Origin of the sequence: Streptomyces sp. NPDC048291, from assembly GCF_043201715.1 — a bacterium.
Taxonomy (GTDB): domain Bacteria; phylum Actinomycetota; class Actinomycetes; order Streptomycetales; family Streptomycetaceae; genus Streptomyces.
This window is the reverse complement of the sequence record NZ_JBICZC010000007.1, coordinates 265,134-282,816: the sequence shown is the minus strand read 5'-3', so window position 1 is coordinate 282,816 and position 17,683 is coordinate 265,134. Positions and strand designations below refer to the sequence as shown.

11 protein-coding genes and 1 pseudogene are annotated in these 17,683 nt (G+C 71.5%); 3 read left to right on the top strand and 9 right to left on the bottom strand.

Annotated features, from left to right (window positions below; all coding sequences use genetic code 11):
* Window positions 1-49: 49 nt before the first annotated feature.
* The 5 genes from ACGF5O_RS20775 to ACGF5O_RS20755 are packed head-to-tail and all read right to left on the bottom strand — an operon-like array spanning window position 50 to window position 7,226.
* Window positions 50-1,216, bottom strand: coding sequence for an acyl-CoA dehydrogenase family protein (locus ACGF5O_RS20775; RefSeq protein ID WP_393811320.1), 1,167 nt, complete (start codon window positions 1,214-1,216; stop codon window positions 50-52).
* Window positions 1,217-1,271: 55 nt separating this feature from the next.
* Entirely contained in the window at window positions 1,272-3,113 is a 1,842-nt protein-coding gene (locus ACGF5O_RS20770) for an acetyl/propionyl/methylcrotonyl-CoA carboxylase subunit alpha (RefSeq protein WP_393811319.1), read from the bottom strand.
* A gap of 8 nt (window positions 3,114-3,121) precedes the next feature.
* The gene (locus ACGF5O_RS20765; protein WP_393811318.1) at window positions 3,122-4,720 is read right to left on the bottom strand and encodes an acyl-CoA carboxylase subunit beta; all 1,599 of its coding nucleotides are present in this window, start codon (window positions 4,718-4,720) and stop codon (window positions 3,122-3,124) included.
* Complete coding sequence (locus ACGF5O_RS20760; protein ID WP_393811317.1) at window positions 4,717-6,435, bottom strand: acyclic terpene utilization AtuA family protein; 1,719 nt, start codon at window positions 6,433-6,435, stop codon at window positions 4,717-4,719. Before ACGF5O_RS20760 ends, ACGF5O_RS20765 begins: the two co-directional genes overlap by 4 nt.
* Entirely contained in the window at window positions 6,432-7,226 is a 795-nt protein-coding gene (locus tag ACGF5O_RS20755; protein ID WP_393811316.1) for a TIGR03084 family metal-binding protein, read from the bottom strand. Before ACGF5O_RS20755 ends, ACGF5O_RS20760 begins: the two co-directional genes overlap by 4 nt.
* 253 nt (window positions 7,227-7,479) lie before the next feature.
* Between ACGF5O_RS20755 and ACGF5O_RS20750 the strand changes: the two genes are divergently transcribed.
* Window positions 7,480-8,553, top strand: a complete 1,074-nt coding sequence (locus ACGF5O_RS20750; RefSeq protein WP_393811315.1) for a permease — start codon at window positions 7,480-7,482, stop codon at window positions 8,551-8,553.
* A 34-nt stretch (window positions 8,554-8,587) separates the two neighbouring features.
* Here the strand turns inward: ACGF5O_RS20750 and ACGF5O_RS20745 are convergent, their stop codons facing one another.
* Complete coding sequence (locus ACGF5O_RS20745) at window positions 8,588-9,814, bottom strand: RNA-guided endonuclease InsQ/TnpB family protein (RefSeq protein WP_393811314.1); 1,227 nt, start codon at window positions 9,812-9,814, stop codon at window positions 8,588-8,590.
* Window positions 9,815-9,840: 26 nt separating this feature from the next.
* On the opposite strand from ACGF5O_RS20745, the pseudogene ACGF5O_RS20740 reads away from it, so the two are divergent.
* Together ACGF5O_RS20740 and ACGF5O_RS20735 are read left to right on the top strand one after the other, a co-directional pair.
* Window positions 9,841-10,023, top strand: a pseudogene (locus ACGF5O_RS20740) (Arc family DNA-binding protein); the annotation flags it as partial.
* An 87-nt stretch (window positions 10,024-10,110) separates the two neighbouring features.
* On the top strand, window positions 10,111-10,893 hold the full coding sequence (locus ACGF5O_RS20735; RefSeq protein WP_393811313.1) for a TIGR03943 family putative permease subunit: 783 nt from the start codon (window positions 10,111-10,113) through the stop codon (window positions 10,891-10,893).
* Here ACGF5O_RS20735 and ACGF5O_RS20730 read toward each other — a convergent pair.
* The 3 genes from ACGF5O_RS20730 to ACGF5O_RS20720 form a co-directional block, all read right to left on the bottom strand.
* Window positions 10,863-11,915 (bottom strand): DMT family transporter, encoded by a 1,053-nt coding sequence (locus ACGF5O_RS20730; RefSeq protein WP_393811312.1) that lies wholly within the window; start codon window positions 11,913-11,915, stop codon window positions 10,863-10,865. The two genes, ACGF5O_RS20735 and ACGF5O_RS20730, sit on opposite strands and share 31 nt — an antisense overlap.
* A gap of 185 nt (window positions 11,916-12,100) precedes the next feature.
* Entirely contained in the window at window positions 12,101-12,778 is a 678-nt protein-coding gene (locus ACGF5O_RS20725; protein WP_393811311.1) for a hypothetical protein, read from the bottom strand.
* A 2-nt stretch (window positions 12,779-12,780) separates the two neighbouring features.
* Window positions 12,781-17,571 (bottom strand): RNase A-like domain-containing protein, encoded by a 4,791-nt coding sequence (locus ACGF5O_RS20720; protein WP_393811310.1) that lies wholly within the window; start codon window positions 17,569-17,571, stop codon window positions 12,781-12,783.
* Between the last annotated feature and the right edge of the window lie 112 nt (window positions 17,572-17,683).

The following is a 17,683-nucleotide window of genomic DNA, read 5'->3' as shown; positions in this document are numbered from 1 at the left end:
CTCGGTACGGCCTCGGTGCGGACTGAGTCGACCTCGGTAGGAGTCGACCTCAGTAGGACTTGGGCAGGCCGAGGGTCTGGTGGGAGACGTAGTTGAGAATCATCTCCCTGCTCACCGGAGCAATACGAGCCACGCGCGCGGCCGTTATCAATGAGGCGAGCCCGAATTCCCGGGTGAGTCCGTTGCCGCCGAGGGTGTGCACGGCCTGGTCGACGGCCTTCACGCACGCCTCGCCCGCCGCGTATTTCGCCATGTTGGCGGCTTCACCTGCGCCGATGTCGTCGCCCGCGTCGTACAGGTGTGCTGCCTTCTGCATCATCAGGCGGGCCAGTTCGAGGTCGATGTGCGCCTGGGCGAGGGGGTGCGCGATGGCCTGGTGGGCGCCGATGGGGGCCTTCCAGACAGTGCGGTCGCGCGCGTACTCGATCGCTTTGGAGAGCGCGTAGCGGCCCATGCCGATCGCGAACGCGGCCGTCATGATCCGCTCGGGGTTGAGTCCGGCGAACAGTTGCAGCAGGCCCGCGTCCTCGTCGCCGACGAGGGCGTCGGCGGGTAGCCGTACGTCGTCGAGGGTGAGCTCGAACTGCTTCTCGGCGGCGTTGAGTTCCATGTCGATGGGCTGCTTGTGGAAGCCCTCGGCGTCGGTCGGGACGATGAACAGGCAGGGCTTGAGGCGGCCGGTGCGGGCGTCCTCGGTGCGGCCGACGATCAGGACGGCGTCGGCCAGGTCGACGCCGGAGATGAAGACCTTGCGGCCGGTGAGCAGCCAGTCGCCGCCGGCCGGGTCGCGGCGGGCGGTGGTGGTGATGCGGTGGGAGTTGGAGCCGGCGTCGGGTTCGGTGATGCCGAACGCCATGAGGCGGGAACCGTCGGAGAGGCCGGGCAGCCAGGTCCGCTTCTGCTCCTCGGTGCCGAAGCGGGCGATCACGGTGCCGCAGATGGCGGGTGAGACGACGAGCATCAGCAGCGGCGAGCCTGCCGCGCCCAGCTCTTCGAGGACGATGGAGAGTTCGGCGATGCCGCTGCCTCCGCCGCCGTACTCCTCCGGGAGGTTGACGCCGAGGTAGCCGAGTTTTCCGGCCTCCTGCCAGAGTTCGGTCGGGGGGCGGCCTTCGGCGATCGTGCGGGTGATGTAGTCGCGGCCGTATTTGGCGCCGAGAGTGGCCACCGCTGCGCGGAGTGCCTTGTGTTCGTCGGTTTCGATTTGGGCGTTCATGGTGGCTCCTTCGGGTGCGGGTTGTATGTGGTTGCTCGCGCAGTTCCCCGCGCCCCTAAGTTGCTTGCACTACTGCCAGTAGAGAGCCGGGCTCCACCTGTTGGCCGACCACGACTCGCAGTTCGCTCAGCGTGCCCGTGACCGGTGCGGTGATCTGGTGCTGCATCTTCATCGCCTCCAGCCAGAGAAGGGGCTGGCCGGCCTCCACCGCTGCCCCTGCTTCCAGGCCTTCGGCCATCCGTACGACCGTTCCCGGCATCGGTGCCAGCAGGGATCCCGGTGCCAGCTGAGCCTTGGCGTCGGGGAAGCGGGGCAGGGCGGTGAGGGTCGTGTTGTTGACGTGGACATGGTCGCCGTAACGCGCGACCTCGAACCTGCGGTGTACGCCGTCGATGTCGAGTACGACCAGTCGCGCGCCGGCGTGCACGACCCGTACGCCGTCTGCCGTGAGGCCCTCGCGGGTGTGCCGGTAGTGGGTCTCGTGCTCCTCGCCGGCCATCAGGTAGCGCTTGGTCTGGGGCTGGGAGGGCAGGTTGCGCCAACCGCCGAAGCGGGAGCGGCCGTGCGCGTCGGCCAGGGCGGCGGCGAGGGGGGCGTGCGGGTCGGGGGCGGGTGCCGTGAGGTGGGCGAGGTGGCGGTCGTAGAAGCCGGTGTCCATGCGGGCCGTAGTGAACTCCTCGTGGCGCAGGGAGCGGACGAGGAGGTCGCGGTTGGTGGCGGGGCCGTGCAGGGTGGCCTGTTCGAGGGCGTGGGCCAGTTTGCGGAGGGCTTCCGCGCGGGTGGGGGCGTGGGCAACGACTTTCGCGAGCATCGCGTCGTAGTGGACGCCGATCTCGTCGCCGTCGGTGTAGCCGGTGTCCAGGCGGACGCTGTCCGGTACGGCGAGGCGGTGCAGGGTGCCGGTCTGCGGGGCCCAGTCGCGGGCGGGGTCCTCGGCGTAGAGGCGGGCCTCGATCGCGTGGCCACGCGCGCGTGGGGCGTCGAGCGGCAGGGTGCGGCCCTCGGCGACGCGGATCTGTTCGGCGACGAGGTCCAGGCCGAACACCGCTTCGGTGACGGGGTGTTCGACCTGGAGGCGGGTGTTCATCTCCAGGAAGTGCGCCCTGCCGTCGGCGACGAGGAACTCGACGGTGCCCGCGCCGACGTAGGCGACGGAGCGCGCGGCGCGCACGGCCAGCGCGTGGAGTTCCTTCACCAGCCCCTCGGGGAGGCCGGGCGCGGGTGCCTCCTCGACGACCTTCTGGTGCCTGCGCTGGAGCGAGCAGTCACGGGTGCCGAGCGGCCAGACCGTGCCGTGGGTGTCGGCGAGGATCTGCACCTCGACATGGCGGCCGCGCTCGATGTACGGCTCGACGAAGACCTCGCCGTCGCCGAAGGCGCTCGCGGCCTCGGCGCGCGCGCCCTCCAGCGCGGCGTCCAGTTCGCCGAGGCGGCGCACGATGCGCATGCCGCGCCCGCCGCCGCCGGCGGCCGCCTTGACCAGCACCGGCAGGTCGGACCCGCGCACCTCGCCGAGCGGGGCGATGCCCATCAGCTCCTTGGCGCGGGTCTTGGACGCCATCGCCTCGATCGCCTCGGGGGGCGGCCCGATCCAGACCAGCCCCGCGTCGATGACGGCCCGTGCGAAGTCGGCGTTCTCGGAGAGGAAGCCGTACCCGGGGTGCACGGCGTCCGCGCCGGCGCTCACGGCCGCCTTCACCACCAGGTCGCCGCGCAGGTAGGTGTCGGCGGGGGTGGCGCCCGGCAGCCGTACGGCGGTGTCGGCCACGCGCGCGTGGAGTGCGTTCCCGTCGGCGTCGGAGTGCACGGCGACGGTCCTGATGCCGAGTTCGGCGCAGGTGCGGAAGATCCGGCAGGCGATCTCGCCGCGGTTGGCGACGAGCAGGGTCGAGATCATGTGATGCCTCACATCCGGAAGACGCCGAAGCCGCCCCGCGCGCCCTCGTAGGGGGCGGTGTGGATGGCGGACAGGCACAGGCCGAGGACGGTGCGGGTGTCGCGCGGGTCGATGACGCCGTCGTCGTACAGCCGCCCGGACAGGAACGCGGGCAGCGACTCGGACTCGATCTGCTGCTCGACCATGGCGCGCAGCGCCGCGTCGCCGTCCTCGTCGTACGGCTGCCCCTTCGCGGCGGCCGACTGGCGGGCGACGATCGAGAGCACGCCCGCGAGCTGCTGCGGGCCCATGACGGCGGACTTGGCGCTGGGCCAGGCGAACAGGAAGCGGGGGTCGTAGGCCCGGCCGCACATGCCGTAGTGCCCGGCGCCGTAGGAGGCGCCCATGAGGACGGAGAGGTGCGGGACACGGCTGTTGCTGACCGCGTTGATCATCATCGCGCCGTGCTTGATGATGCCGCCCTGCTCGTACTCCCTGCCGACCATGTAGCCGGTGGTGTTGTGGAGGAAGAGGAGGGGGATGTCGCGCTGGTTGGCCAGCTGGATGAACTGGGCGGCCTTCTGGGACTCCTGGCTGAACAGCACGCCCTGTGCGTTCGCCAGGATGCCGACCGGGTAGCCGTGCAGGCTCGCCCAGCCGGTCGCGAGACTCGTCCCGTACAGCGGCTTGAACTCGTCGAAGTCGGAGGCGTCGACCAGGCGGGCGATCACCTCGCGCGGATCGAAGGGGATCTTCAGGTCGCCGGGGACGATGCCGAGGAGTTCGTCGGCCGCGTACTTGGGCGGTTCGGCGGGGCCGGGGTCGGGGTGCGCCTTGCGGTGGTTCAGGCGGGCGACCACACGCCGGGCCTGCCGGAGCGCGTCCGGTTCGTCGACGGCGAAGTAGTCGGCGAGGCCCGACACGCGCGCGTGCATCTCGGCGCCGCCCAGCGACTCGTCGTCGCTCTCCTCGCCGGTGGCCATCTTCACCAGGGGCGGTCCGCCGAGGAAGACCTTGGCGCGCTCCTTGACCATGATCACGTGGTCGGACATGCCGGGGATGTAGGCACCGCCGGCGGTGGAGTTGCCGAAGACGACGGCGACGGTGGGGATCCCGGCGGCCGAGAGCCGGGTGAGGTCGCGGAAGATGGCGCCGCCCGGGATGAAGATCTCCTTCTGCGAGGGCAGGTCGGCGCCGCCGGACTCGACCAGGCTGATGCAGGGCAGCCGGTTGGCAAGGGCGATGTCGTTGGCGCGCAGCGCCTTCTTCAGCGACCAGGGGTTGCTGGCGCCGCCGCGCACCGTCGGGTCGTTGGCGGTGATCAGGCACTCCACGCCCTCGACCACCCCGATCCCGGTGACCAGCGAGGCGCCGACCGCGTAGGCGCTGCCCCAGGCGGCCAGCGGGGACAGCTCCAGGAAGGGGGTGTCGGGGTCGAGGAGGAGTTCGATGCGCTCGCGGGCGAGGAGCTTGCCGCGCTTGCGGTGCCGTTCGACGTACTTCGCGCCGCCGCCCGCGAGGGCCTTGGCGTGTTCGGCCTCCAGGTCGGTGAGCTTGGCGAGCATGGCGTCGCGGTTCGCCCGGTAGTCGGGGGTGTGGGTGTCGAGGGTGGTCTCGATGACCGTCACAGCAGGGCCTCCGGGATGTCCAGGTGGCGGGAGCGGAGCCATTCGCCGAGGGCCTTGGCCTGGGGGTCGAAACGGTGTTGCGCGGCCACACCTTCGCCGAGGATGCCTTCGACGGTGAAGTTGAGGGCGCGGAGGTTCGGGAGGACGTGCCGGGTGACCTTCAGCTCGGCGGTCTCGGGGAGCAGCTGGCGGAAGGTGTCGACGGTCAGGGTGTGTGCGAGCCAGCGCCACGCCTCGTCCGAGCGCACCCAGACGCCGACGTTGGCGTTGCCGCCCTTGTCCCCGCTGCGGGCGCCGGCGACGAGCCCGAGCGGCGCCCGCCGGGTGGGGCCGCCCTCGGAGGGCGGCTCGGGCAGCGGGGGTTCGGACGGGTCCTGGAGCACGAGGGCGTCCTGGGCCGGCGGCACGGGGGTCCGTCGTCCGTCATGGAGGACGGCCACATGGGGCACCTCCTCCTGGGGGACGTACACATCCTCGAAGACCCCATAGGGCGCGCCCTTTCCCGGTGGGGCGAGCACATGGAAGCCGGGGTAGCTGGCGAGCGCGAGTTCCACGGCGGCGCCGGTCAGCGCCCGGCCCACGGTCTCCTGGTCCCGGTCCCGTACGACGAGCCGGAGCAGCGCGCTGGCCGTCTCCTCGGTGTCGGCGTCGGGGCGGTCGGTGCGGACGAGGTCCCAGCGGATCTCCGACGGCGCCTGCTTGGCTCGCGTGAGCGCGTCCCCCATCTGTTCCTGTACGAGGGCCGCCTTCGCCTCGATGTCGAGCCCGGTGAGCACGAAGACGACCTCGTTGCGGAAGCCGCCCAGCCGGTTGCGGCCGACCTTGAGGGTCGGGGGCGGGGCCTCGCCCCGGACGCCCTCGATCCGCACCCGGTCCGGGCCGTCCGGGCTCAGCCGGACGCTGTCCAGGCGGGCGGTGACGTCGGGTCCGGCGTAGCGGGCGCCGCCGGTCTCGTAGAGGAGCTGGGCGGTCACCGTGCCGACGTCGACGAAGCCGCCGGTGCCGGGGTGCTTGGTGATGACGCAGCTGCCGTCCTCGTGGATTTCGGCGAGCGGGAAGCCGGGGCGGCGGAGGTCGCGGCCCGCCCCCGCTGCGGCTCCGGCTCCGGCCTCGGCCTCGGCGAAGAAGGCGTAGTTGCCGCCGGTGGCCTGCGTCCCGCACTCCAGGACGTGCCCGGCGACGACGGCGCCGGCGAGCCGGTCGTAGTCCCCTGGCCGCCAGCCGAAGTGGGCGGCGGCGGGCCCGGTGACCAGGGCCGCGTCGGTGACCCGGCCGGTGACCACGATGTCGGCGCCGGCGCGCAGGCACTCGGCGATCCCGAAGCCGCCGAGGTAGGCGTGGGCGGCGAGGCTGCCGGGGTGGGCGGCGGTGAGGTCGTCGCCCTCCACATGTGCGACGCGCACAGGTATGCCGAGCCGGTCGGCGAGCTGCCGTACGGCGTCGGCGAGTCCGGCCGGGTTGAGGCCGCCGGCGTTGGTGACGATCCGCACGCCCCGCTCGTGGGCCAGGCCCAGGCAGTCCTCCAGCTGGCGCAGGAAGGTGCGGGCGTATCCGGCGCCGGGGTCCTTGAGCCGGTCGCGGCCCAGGATGAGCATGGTCAGCTCGGCGAGGTAGTCGCCGGTGAGGACGTCGAGTTCGCCGCCGGCGAGCATCTCCCGCAGCGCGTCGAAACGGTCGCCGTAGAAGCCGGAGGCGTTGCCTATGCGCAGGGTCACGGGGTGCCGCCCTTCGGGGTGCGGCCGGGTCCCGGCGGGCCCGCGAAGGCCTGGGCGATGTCGAGCCAGCGGTCGGCGTCCGGGCCGGTGGCTTCGAGGGCGAGGTCGGCGCGATGGGCGCGCTGGGTGACCAGGAGGCAGAAGTCGAGGGCGGGGCCGGTGACGCGGTCGTCGGCGTCGTCGGGTCCGTAGGTCCACAGTTCGCCTGACGGGGCGGTCAGTTCGACGCGGAACTCCTCGAACGGCACGGGCTGTCCGTGCACGCCGAAAGCGAAGTCGCGGGTGCGGACGCCGAGTCGGGCGATGTGCCGGAGCCGGTCGGTGGGGGTACGGGACACACCCAGCGCGTCGGCGATGTCGAGGCCGTGTGCCCAGGTCTCCATCAGCCGGGCGGTGGCCATGGAGGCGACCGACATAGGGGGGCCGTACCAGGGGAAACGCGCCGGTGCGGGCGCCGCGCGCAGCGCCTGGTCCAGGGCCTCGCGCCCGGCCCGCCAGTCCGCCAGCAACTCGGCGGGGGGCTTGGCGGCGCCTTCCTCGGCCCCGTTGTCCACGAAGTCCCCGGGCTGGGTCAGCGCCTTCTCGACCTCGCGGGAGAAGGCGTCCTGGTCGGTCACGGCCAGCAGCGAGGAGTGGTCGGTCCAGGCGAGGTGGGCGATCTGGTGGGCGACGGTCCAGCGGGGTGCGGGGGTGGCGAGAGCCCACTGCTCGGTACCCAACTCGGCTACCAGCCGGTCGAGTTCCGCACTCTCCTCACGCAGGTCGTCGATGACGGGCGTCGGATCGGACATGGGGGGAGCATGGCAGCGGGCCCAGAAACAATCAAGCACGCTTGCATGAATTCGGGAGAGCCGTGGCCGGGCACACAGGGCGGCCGAGGCGCTCTGAGGCTGTGGCGGTGTGACGCCGTGGCGGTGGTCCTTGGCGGCATCCGGAGTCAGGCCGGGGCAAACCTTGGCACAACCCGTCGTGGCAGGGGGACCGTCATGCCCTATGTTCGATGCGAACATCCGGCGATGGAGTGATGTGTGAGGCGTGCGGGGCGTGCGGAGGACAGATGAACGCGCCGTGGGGGCCGAGACGACTGCCGTCTTGACACCCCCGGCGGGCGAGGCAGGCGGCTACCCGGTGGACGCGGGGACCGAGGACCCGCCCCCGCGCGAACCGCCCCGCTTCTGGCCCCTCCTCCTCGTGGCCGCCGCCGTCCTGCCCGGTACCGCCCTCTTCCTCGTGGGCCAGGGCGTCAGCAAGGCCGCGCTGGAGGCCTGGCAGACGGTGTGCCTCGCGGTGATCGTGCAGGCGACACCGTTTCTGCTGCTCGGTACGGCGCTGTCGGGGGCGATCAACGCGTTCGTGCCGGAGCGGGTGTTCACCCGGCTGCTGCCCAAGCGGCCCGCGCTCGCCGTGCCGGTCGCCGGGGTCGCCGGGGTCGTGCTGCCGGGCTGCGAGTGCGCGTCGGTGCCGGTGGCCAGCAGTCTGATCGGGCGCGGGGTCACCCCGGCCGCGGCCTTCGCGTTCCTGCTCTCCGCGCCCGCCATCAACCCGGTCGTGCTGACCGCCACCGCCATCGCCTTCCCCGGCACCCCCCTCATGGTGCTGGCCCGGCTGGTCGCCTCGCTGGTCACCGCTGCCGTGATGGGCTGGCTGTGGCTCTGGCTGGGCCGGGAGGAGTGGCTGCGGCCCGCCGTACGGCACACCGGGCACCAGCCGGGGCACAACCGCTGGACGGAGTTCCGGCGCGGTTTCCAGCACGACTTCCTCCAGGCCGGCGGTTTCCTGGTGGTCGGCGCCATGGCCGCGGCCACCTTCAACGTGGCCGTACCGCGGTCGGTCCTCGACACCTTCTCCGGTTCGCCCTGGCTGTCGGTGCTGTTCCTGGCGGCGCTGGCGATCATCCTCGCGGTGTGCTCGGAGGCGGACGCGTTCGTGGCGTCGTCGCTCACGGGTTTCTCGCCCACCGCCAGGCTGGCGTTCATGGTGGTCGGGCCCATGGTGGACCTCAAGCTGATCGCGTTGCAGGCGGGCACGTTCGGACGGGCCTTCGCGGCCCGCTTCTCGGCCGCCACCACGGTCGTCGCGGTCCTGTGCAGTGTGCTGGTCGGAGGAGTGCTGCTTTGACATCCTCCCCTCCCTGAAGGAGGGAATTCCTGGCTCAGGCAGCCTCCGGGAGCAGCGCTCCCGGAGGTCTTACGCCTTCAGCACCAGCCGGGTTGAGACCAGCCCGGACGAGCATCACGCGGGCGGAGTTCTTGTCCCTGGGAGACACGGCTTCGCACGCGGTGCAGGTGTAGGTACGTTCCGAAAGAGGAAGTGCGTGCTTGGTTCTCGCTCCGCACGACGCGCAGTCCATGGTGGTGTGCGCGGGATGCACGAGGCGGACGTCCCGCCTGTGTTTTCGGCCCATCTCGATCAGGGCCGTCTTGGTGGCGCCGATCGCGGCGTCCGCCGCCTGGCGGGCCATGGTGGTTTTCGCGAGGAACTTCGGCCGGAAGTCCTCGACGGCGATGGCATCGTGGTCGGTCACAACCTTCTTCGCCCACTTGCGGCCGGCGTCCTGGCGCTGCCTGGCCACCTTCGCGTACGCCTTGGCCCGCCACTTCTTCGCCTCACGGTAGCCCTTCGAGGCGGCCTGCCCCTTCTTAGGCTTGCGACGGGCCATCATCCGGTCGTAGCGGGTCAGCTTGGCCTGCGCCTTCCGCCCGTACTGAGCGTGGGGGAGGTCGTGGGCGTCGCTGGTAGTGGTGGCGGTTTCCTTGACGCCCCAGTCCACGCCGAGCACGCGGCCTGTGGCTGGGAGCGGTTGCGCTTCGGTGGAGACGACGAACGAGGCGTACCAGTGCTCCGCCGCATCCTGGTACACCCGCACCGAAGAGGGCGCGGACGGAAGTTCGCGCGACCACACCACAGTCAAGGCGATCCCGCCCGCGAGGTGGAGGCGGCCGTCCTTCAGCCGGAATCCGCGCTGCGTGTAGTTCAACGTGGGCAGCGCCTCGCGCTTCTTCTTGCTCCGGGGCATGCCCGCACGCTGCCGCATCGGCAGGCGCTTCTCAATGTCCTTCAGCGCCTTGGACCGAGATTTGGCGAAGTCGCGGATGATCTGCTGCTGCGGAACCGAGGCGCCATCGCGAAGCCATGGCGTGCGGGCACGGGCGTCGGTCAGCATCTTGTCGAGCTGGGCCGGGCCGCACGTCTGCTTGTCCTCGGGGTGCGCCCGGTTGCGGGCGTGCACCTGGCGGGACTTGGCCACAGCCTCATTCCACACCCAGCGACACCGGCCCCACTCCGCGAGCAGAGCAGTGCGGGCTGTCGACGAAACGCGAAGCCGGTAGGTGTACCGGGTGCGCCCGACATCCTCCGAAACCTTTTGTCGTGTCGCCATAGTGTCATTCTACCGCCGGTCGAGAGGCAGAAGACCACTATTCTGATGTCATGGATGAAGAGAAGCGCATCACCCTCCGGCTGCCCGTCGGCCTGCACGCATGGCTGGTCGCTGAAGCCAAGTCCGCCCGCAGGTCCCTCAACTCCGAGATCGTCTACCGGCTGGAGGCCGAGCGCGACACCGCCGCGGCAGACGTCAAATCGCCCTGACGGCGATTCGGCTTCCCCTGCCCTGCTCCGCGGGAGCCGTCCGATTCCGCCCCGGCCTGCGAGCCGGGGCACCCTAGGAGGAATCCAGTGAGACGTCCCCTTCAGGTGACCCTGCTCATCCTCAGCGGCCTCGGCCTGCTGCACGCCTCCCTCTTCACCGACCTGTGCCTGCGCTACGTCAAGCCCGGGATGCGGCCGCTGCTGATCGCGTCCGGGTTCGTGCTGCTGGTGCTGGGCATCGTGGAGGCGGCCGTGCGGGAGGGGCGGGGCGAGCGGGCGGGGCACGGCAGGCATGGCGCGCACGCACATGGGGCCGACCCCCACAACGAGCCGGAAGAGCACCACGGCCACGACCACTCGACCGTCCCCCGGGTCGCCTGGCTGCTCCTGCTGCCCGCGCTGAGTCTGCTCTTCTACGCCCCGCCGGCGCTCGGCGCGTACACCGCGGCCCGGCAGCCCGCCAAGGTCGTCGCGGAGCAGGACGACTTCGACCCGCTGCCGAAGACCTCGCCGCTGCCCATCACGCTCACGGACTTCACCACGCGGGTGCAGCAGGACCGCTCGCTGGCCATCAAGGCGCGGACCGTGGAGATGAGTGGGCTGGTCACGCCCGTCCCGGGGGGCGGGAGCTGGGACCTGACCCGGATCATCATCTCCTGCTGCGCGGCGGACGCGCAGTCCGTGAAGGTGCGGATCTACAGCGGCAGCATCCCGCCCGCCAACACCTGGGTGTCCGTCACGGGGAACTGGCACCCCGGCGGGAAGCTGGGCACGAAGTCCGCGCCGGTCGCGCTGGACGCCCAGACCATGAAGAAGATCCAGCGGCCGTCGAACGGCTATCAGGACGCGCTGCCGTTCCCCTCCGGCTGAGCGGCGACGACCGGGTCCGGCTCCGGCCGTGCAGCGACCACCGGCTCCGGCTGGGCGCCGCCCGCCGCTTTCCGGCCGCGCCCCACCTGGGAGCGGACCGCGCCGATGCTCGCCGCGACGACGAGCGCGACGGCGGCCGCCTGGGTCGCCGACAGGGCCTGGCCGAGGACGAGGAAGCCGGCGATGGTGGCGATGGCCGGTTCCAGGCTCATCAGGACGGCGAAGGTGTGGGCGGGCAGGCGCCGCAGCGCGAGGAGTTCGAGGGTGTAGGGCAGGACGGAGGAGAGGACCGCGACCGACGAGCCCAGGGCGACCGTGACCGGATCCAACAGCCTGGAACCGGCGTCGGCGACGCCCAGCGGGAGGAACAGCAGGGCCGCGACCGCCATGGCCAGGGCGAGCCCGTCGGCCTGCGGGAAGCGGCGGCCGGTACGGGCGCTGAAGATGATGTAGGTGGCCCACATGGCGCCGGCGGCCAGGGCCAGGCCGACACCCACGGGGTCGAGGCCGCTGAAGTCTCCGCCGCCGATCAGGAAGACACCGCCCAGCGCCAGTCCCGCCCACAGCACGCTGATCGCGCGCCGGGAGGCCAGCACGGACAGGGCCAGCGGTCCCAGCACCTCCAGGGTGACGGCGAGGCCCAGCGGGATGCGGTCGACCGCCTCGTAGAAGAGGCCGTTCATCGCACCCATGGTGATACCGAAGACGATCACCGTGCTCCAGTCGGTGCGGGAGTGGCCGCGCAGGCGTGGCCGGCAGACGACGAGCAGGATCACCGCGGCCGCGAGCAGCCGCAGGGTCACCACGCCGAGCGCGCCCGCCCGGGGCATCAGGGTCACGGCGAGGGCCCCGCCGAACTGGACGGAGATCCCTCCGGCGAGGACCAGCCCAACGGGCCCGAGCGAGCCGAGCCGGCCCGGGAGGCCGGCGGCGGACACGGACACCGGGGCGGCCGTGGAGGCCGGCGCCGACTGCGAGGTGCTGGGGGTGGTCACGGGCGGTCCAGGGGATTCGCTGTTCATTACGATGCACTTCTCAGTCCAGGGTAATGGACTGAGACAGGCGCGTGAACCCCTTATGGAACTGTCCTGGATGCTGAGATGCCGAGCCGCGCCAAAGCGCAGGGGCCCCGGAACGGCCAGTCGCCGTTCCGGGGCCCCGGGTCGCAGGGTGGCCCGCTCACCACCTGCCCTGCCGCAAGCCGCGCCTAGGACACGATCGGCACGACATGGAGGTAGCCCTCCCCGACCAGGTCCGGGTAGCCGAACCGTTCGCCGACCGCGAGGAACGCCTGGTGGTCACGCGGGTCGATGGGCAGGGCCGAGGACTTCAGCACCCGTAGGAACAGCCGGAACCCCAAGTCCGCGTCGACCTTCTCGACCACCTCGGTCAGAGCAGACACCAGGCCGGGGAGCTTGGGAGGCCAGACACGGTCCTCCGTCGCGGCCGTCAGCCGGGGCGCCACGCGGTCGACGGCTTCCAGCACTGCCGCGCGCAGCCCCGAATCGGGCGCCTGCGCCGGCGGAGGCGGGACGAAGTCCGGGTCCGCCAGCCGTTCGGCCTCCAGCCACGCCGCCTCGATCCCGGCCAGCCAGTCCCGCATGCTCTCCTTGTCCCAGTCGGGATCGAAGGCAGTTTCAGCGCCGCCGACCCACACCGTGCGCAGCACGGCGTCGTCGAAAGGCGACTCCAGCAGCCGTCGTACGTCCCGGCCGAGCAGGGTGTGGCCCGGCGCGGGAACGTCAGTGACCGAACGGGCGGCGATCATGAGCAGGGCACCCTTGCGGCTGCTGTCCGCGAGGCAGTCCAGTTCCGCCACGGTCAGGGTCAGATCCAGGCCGTCGCACTGCATGGACAGCCAGGAGAGCCCGAATTCCGCCGTCATGATCACCCCTCCGGATAGGCGGTGTAGACAACCCACTTCTTCGGGTGGCCCGGGACCTTACCAATGTATTTGAGGGTGACGACCACCTTGGTCCCGGTGGCCGCCCCCTGGACACCGTTGCGTACCCAGACCTTCCCCAGCGAGGGGCCCATGTCCCGCACGTCCCAGGTGAACGTCTTGTTCTCCAGTGCCAGTTTCTTCCCCCGACGCTGCGCCTGCCTGGTCACCCAGTTCTCCAACTGGACGGCGTTCTTCTTCGACCAGGCAGTGATGGCCTTGTCGACCGCTTCGGCGGCCGTCGCCGTGTCGGTCCATCGGGTGGCGACACCGCTCTTCTCTGCCACCGCCTTGTCCGCCATCTGCTGGTCCGACTTGTCGACGTGGTCCGTGATGGTGTGCGCGCCCTCCAGGCCCTCGTCCCCGATGATGTCGGTGCAGTTGTGGACGAGGACGTCCCGGGACCAGGGTCCCTCGGCACGGACGTAGAAGGTGTGCGTGCCTTGAACGGTGAGGTCGTACACCTCGCGGGGCGCCAGGACGCCGTGCTCGCGCAGGGCGGTCACGGGGCTGAGCGAACCGTCGGGTGCCCGGAGCAGATCCCCGACGCGCAGGTCCGACACCGCCGTCCAGCCTCGGCCGTCGACGTAGAAGCGGTGGCCTGCCGTGCTGGTGACCAGCGCGCCGCCGACGGTGATGTCCGTGAGTGCGGAGGTGTCGTGCCGGTGGGTGGAGATCACCGGCTCGATGACGGTCCGGCCGGTGACCGGATCCGTGGTGCGCAGGAGGTCGCCGCTGCGGACCGCGTGGATGTTCTTGACGGAGCCGTCGGCCAGCACCACGCCCGTGCCTGCCGGGAAGCTGTCCTTGGTGCAGACCGAGATGACGTCTTCGAGTTCTTCGACGGTGTCCTCGATGTGCTTCAGCATCGTGGGGTCGATGCCGTCGATGACCTTCAGGGCGTCGAACGCCTCACGGATGCCGGTGCCGGCCCGCATTGCCACGTCGAGGGCCCTGATCCCCTCGGCGATCTTCTCCAGGGTCTTGCCGGGGACGAAGTTGGAGGCGGCCCAGGCACAGCCGCTGGCACTGCCGTGCCAGCAGTCCACGAAGTCCTGGACGAGGATCTCCTTGCCGATGGTCTGGTAGGTGTGCAGCAGGCCCTTGAGGATGTCGAGCTGGGTGAAGGTCTTGGTGTCGTCCTTCGTCAGGCCCTTGAGCTGTTCGGACTTGAGGAACAGGGTGTCCTCGTCGGGGCAGCCGGCCGCGGTCGCGGGCACGTCGGGGTTGAGGCACAGGTAGAAGTCGACCGACACGTCGAACGTGTAGGTGAAGGTCACCGTGCAGCTGGTGCCGAACCCCGGGGGGATCTCACAGGGCTTGTCCTGCTTGACGTCCGTGACGTTGAGGGTGTCCTTGTCGATGACGTAGAAGGTGCCGCCGACGCCCGTTCCGGCGCCGGTGCCGACCTGCTGGTTGGCCTGGGCGGCGGCCGCCTCCTCGGCCGCCTGCTGGGCGGATTCGGCGTACTTCTGGGCATCCTTGGCGGCTTCTTCGGCTGCGGTGGCCTGGGCGTCGGCGTCCTTGGCGGCGGCCCGGGCGTCCGTGGCCGCCTGTTCCGCCTGGCTGGCGGCGTCGCGGGCGGCCTGGGCGTCGAGGGCGGCGGCATCGGCGGAGTCGCGGGCCTGGGTGGCGTAGCCGTCGGCGCGGCCGGCCGCGTCGTCGGCGGCCTTGGCGTCGTCGGTGGCCTGCTGGTCGTAGGCGATGGTGCGGGCGAGGGACTGGGCGGCCTGGGAGGCGTATCCGGCGGCTTCGGCGGAGTAGTCCAGGGCCTGCTTCGCGGAGGCGCGGGCGTCGGCCGCGTATCCGGCGGCTTCGGCGGCGAGGGTGTACGCGGCCTTGGCGTCGCCGGTGGCCGCGTTGGCGGTGCTCGTCGCCTGGGCGGCGGCCTCCTGGGCGTTCTGGGCGTGGGCCTCGGCGACGGCCTGCTGCTGCTCGGCGATCGTCTTGCTGGACTGCCCGGTCAGGACGGCGAGGCCGGCGGCGGAGTCGGTGGTGACATAGGGGGCGCCGAGCTGGACGGCGTCGTTGGCGGGAGCGGCCACCTGGCGGGCGGCGTTGCCTGCGTCGACGGCGGCCTGGGAGGCGGCGTAGGCGTGCCCGGAGGCGACGTTGGCGCCGGCGATCGCGGTCTGGGCGGCCGTGTTGGCCGCGTCGGCCTGCGACTTGGCGTCGGCGGCGTGCCCCTCTGCTTCGTCGGCGAGTTTCACCGCGGCACTGGCGGCCGTGGCGGCGGTCTTGGACGCGGCGATGGCGTCGGCGGCGGCGCTGGTCGCGGTGGCGACGGCGGCGTCCGCGTCCTCCTTGGCAGCCTTTGCGGCGTTCGCGTCGGCGTGGGCCCGCTTGGCCGCGGCCTCCGCGCGGGTGGCGGCCGCGTCGGCGTCGGCCGCGGCCTGGGTGGCCGCGTCCGCCTCCGAGCGGGCCGAGTCTGCGGCACTCTCCGCGTCGTCGGCCGCGGCGTCCGCGGCGTCCGCGGCCTGCCTGGACGACTGGGCCTGATCGTCGGACTCGTGTGCCTCCGCGTAGGTGTCCTTGGCGTACGACTTCGCGCGAGCGGCGTCCGCCTTCTGCTTGGCGTCCCAGGCCTTGTCGCGCAGGTCCTTCGCGTTGTCGGACGCGGTCTCGGCCGCCTGCCGCTTCTCGGTGGCGGTGGCGTCGGCCGCTTCGGCCCTGTCCTTGGCGTCCTCCGCCTGGCTCGCGTAGCCCTGGGCTTTGGTCTTGTGCTCGGCGGCCTCCGCCTGCTTCTGGGCGGCGGTCTCCTTCTCCGCCTTGGCGGTGGCCTCCTCGGCCTCCGCGTCGAGGCGGCGGGCGTGCGCGGTGGCCGCGGCGGCCTTCGCGTCCGTCTCCGCCTGTACGGCCACGGCCAGCTTGGCCTTGGCCGTGTCGCGGGCGGCCTTGGCGTTGCCAGCCTGGGCCGCGGCGGCGTCGGCGGCGGCCTTCGCCTGCTCCTTCGCCGCCTCGGCGGCCGCGTTGCGGAACGCCGCCGTCGAGGCCGCGCCCTGGGTCACGGCGCGGGCGGCGATGGTCGCGCTGTCGGCCGCGGACGCCTTGGTCGCCGAGAGCGCGGTCTGGGCGGCGGCCTGCATCGCGTTGATCGCGGCCGACGACGCCTTGGTCACCTGTGCCTTCTGCAGACCGACCAGCAGACCCCGGCCCCGTGGCGCGCCCGCCTGGTCGGCGATCGTGTAGGCGGCGTTGAGCGAGGTGTCGGTGCTGGTGACGGCGGAGGTGGCGGTCTGCGCCTGCTTCTGGATCAGCGTCAGCTGGGTCTGCGCGGCGGACTGGGCGGCGGCGATGCCCTTGGTGGCCTGGAGGAACTGGGCCGAGGTCGGGTAGTCGAGGTCGTCGGTGCCGTTGTGCCCGACAGGGACGATGTCCAGCTTCTGGAAGGCGCTGCCGGAGCAGGTCGCCAGGGTGGCGTCCTGGCTGTTGGTGTAGGACGCGAGGTTCAGGCACTTGCCGTTGGCGAGGTTCGTCAGCGGCGTGGTGGCGTGCGGGTTGTACTGCCAACGGTTGGCACTGGTGCTGGTGACGGTGCAGGAGCCCTGCACCATCGCCGTGCCGTCCGCGCTCGCGGAGGCTTTCGGCACCAGGCACTTGCCGGAGTTGACGTTGACCAGTGTGTCGCCGGAGATCTGCCACTGCTGGTTCGCGTTGCCGTTGCAGGTGTAGATCTGCACGATGGCGGCGTTGGCGGTCGAATTACCGCCGACCTCAAGGCACTTGTCGGACGACCCGTGGACGTGGATGGCCATCGGGCTGTCCCCGATCCAGCCGGCACCCCCGGCGGACCAGTAGTCCTGCCATCGGGCCAGGTGGTCGGCGATCCAGGACTGGCCGAGCATCTCACCGAGCGCCTGCGCGGTCGTGGTGAGCGCCTTGGTCGCGGAGGTGTTCGCGTCGAGGATCTGGTTGCGCTGGGTGGCCTGGGCGGCCAGTTCCTGCTGCCACTCCGCCGACGCGGTGGCGACCTCCTGCCCCAGGACCTTGTTCGGGTCGATCGGGTTGCGCCAGGCGCAGGCCGCGAACCGGGACTTCAGGTCCTCGACGGCGATCCGGAACTCCAGGCTGCCCGGTTCCGCTGCGGTACGCGGGAAACCGCCGGAGGACAGGAACATCCGGGCGTCGTCGGCACCGGTCCCGTAGTAGTCGCTGACCAGCTTTTCGAACGCCTCGTGCTCGGCATAGGCCTGCTGCCACTGCTGCGTGGGCAGCGTCGGGTCGACGGTCCCGTACAGGGGTGTACCAAGATCCTTCACCGCCTGGAGGGTGGCGTCGTCGGCCTGCGCGGTGGGGTCCTTGTAGAGGTCGCCCTCGGTCTTCCACCACTGCTCGCCGAGCCACTTCCCGTAGCCCACCTGGTCGAAGAAGTCGTCGGTGGTGGCGGGGACGCCCGGCGGCCAGTAGAACTCGGCGTCGGTGGCGAAGTTGCCGGGGAAGGAGAGGCCCTTGAGCGGTGTCTGCCAGGCCGCGAGCCGGGTGGGCAGCACGTCGCTCGCCGCGTCGATGGTGTCCCGGTCCTGCTGGAACGCGGTCGACAGCGGTGTGTCGTCCCAGTACTCGCGGTTGGCGGCGGTGTGGAGTTGATCGGCGGTCTGGTTCAGCGCGTTCTGTGCCAGCGGCACCGTGGAGGTGCCGCCGATCCGCAGCGCGTCGGCCATCAGGCACTGGTCCTGGCGCAGTTGCTCGGCCGCCGCGGCGTCGAACCCGTCGTAGCTGTCCGCCACGTTCGTCATGGCGGCCCCCGTCGGTGCGGGGCTGCCGCCCAGCAGTCCTCCGAGAACCGCGGTGGCGACCACCAGCGGAACGAGGGAGCCGTTGACGCGGCGTCGCCGCGCGAGCCTGCCG

Excerpts from the sequence above, each read along its gene's own strand:
- ACGF5O_RS20775 (WP_393811320.1), bottom strand. The coding sequence starts at position 1,216 with ATGAACGCCCAAATCGAAACCGACGAACACAAGGCACTCCGCGCAGCG.
- ACGF5O_RS20745 (WP_393811314.1), bottom strand. The coding sequence starts at position 9,814 with ATGGCGACACGACAAAAGGTTTCGGAGGATGTCGGGCGCACCCGGTAC.
- ACGF5O_RS20720 (WP_393811310.1), bottom strand. The coding sequence starts at position 17,571 with ATGACGAACGTGGCGGACAGCTACGACGGGTTCGACGCCGCGGCGGCC.
- ACGF5O_RS20770 (WP_393811319.1), bottom strand. The coding sequence starts at position 3,113 with ATGATCTCGACCCTGCTCGTCGCCAACCGCGGCGAGATCGCCTGCCGG.
- ACGF5O_RS20730 (WP_393811312.1), bottom strand. The coding sequence starts at position 11,915 with ATGAACAGCGAATCCCCTGGACCGCCCGTGACCACCCCCAGCACCTCG.
- ACGF5O_RS20725 (WP_393811311.1), bottom strand. The coding sequence starts at position 12,778 with ATGACGGCGGAATTCGGGCTCTCCTGGCTGTCCATGCAGTGCGACGGC.
- ACGF5O_RS20755 (WP_393811316.1), bottom strand. The coding sequence starts at position 7,226 with ATGTCCGATCCGACGCCCGTCATCGACGACCTGCGTGAGGAGAGTGCG.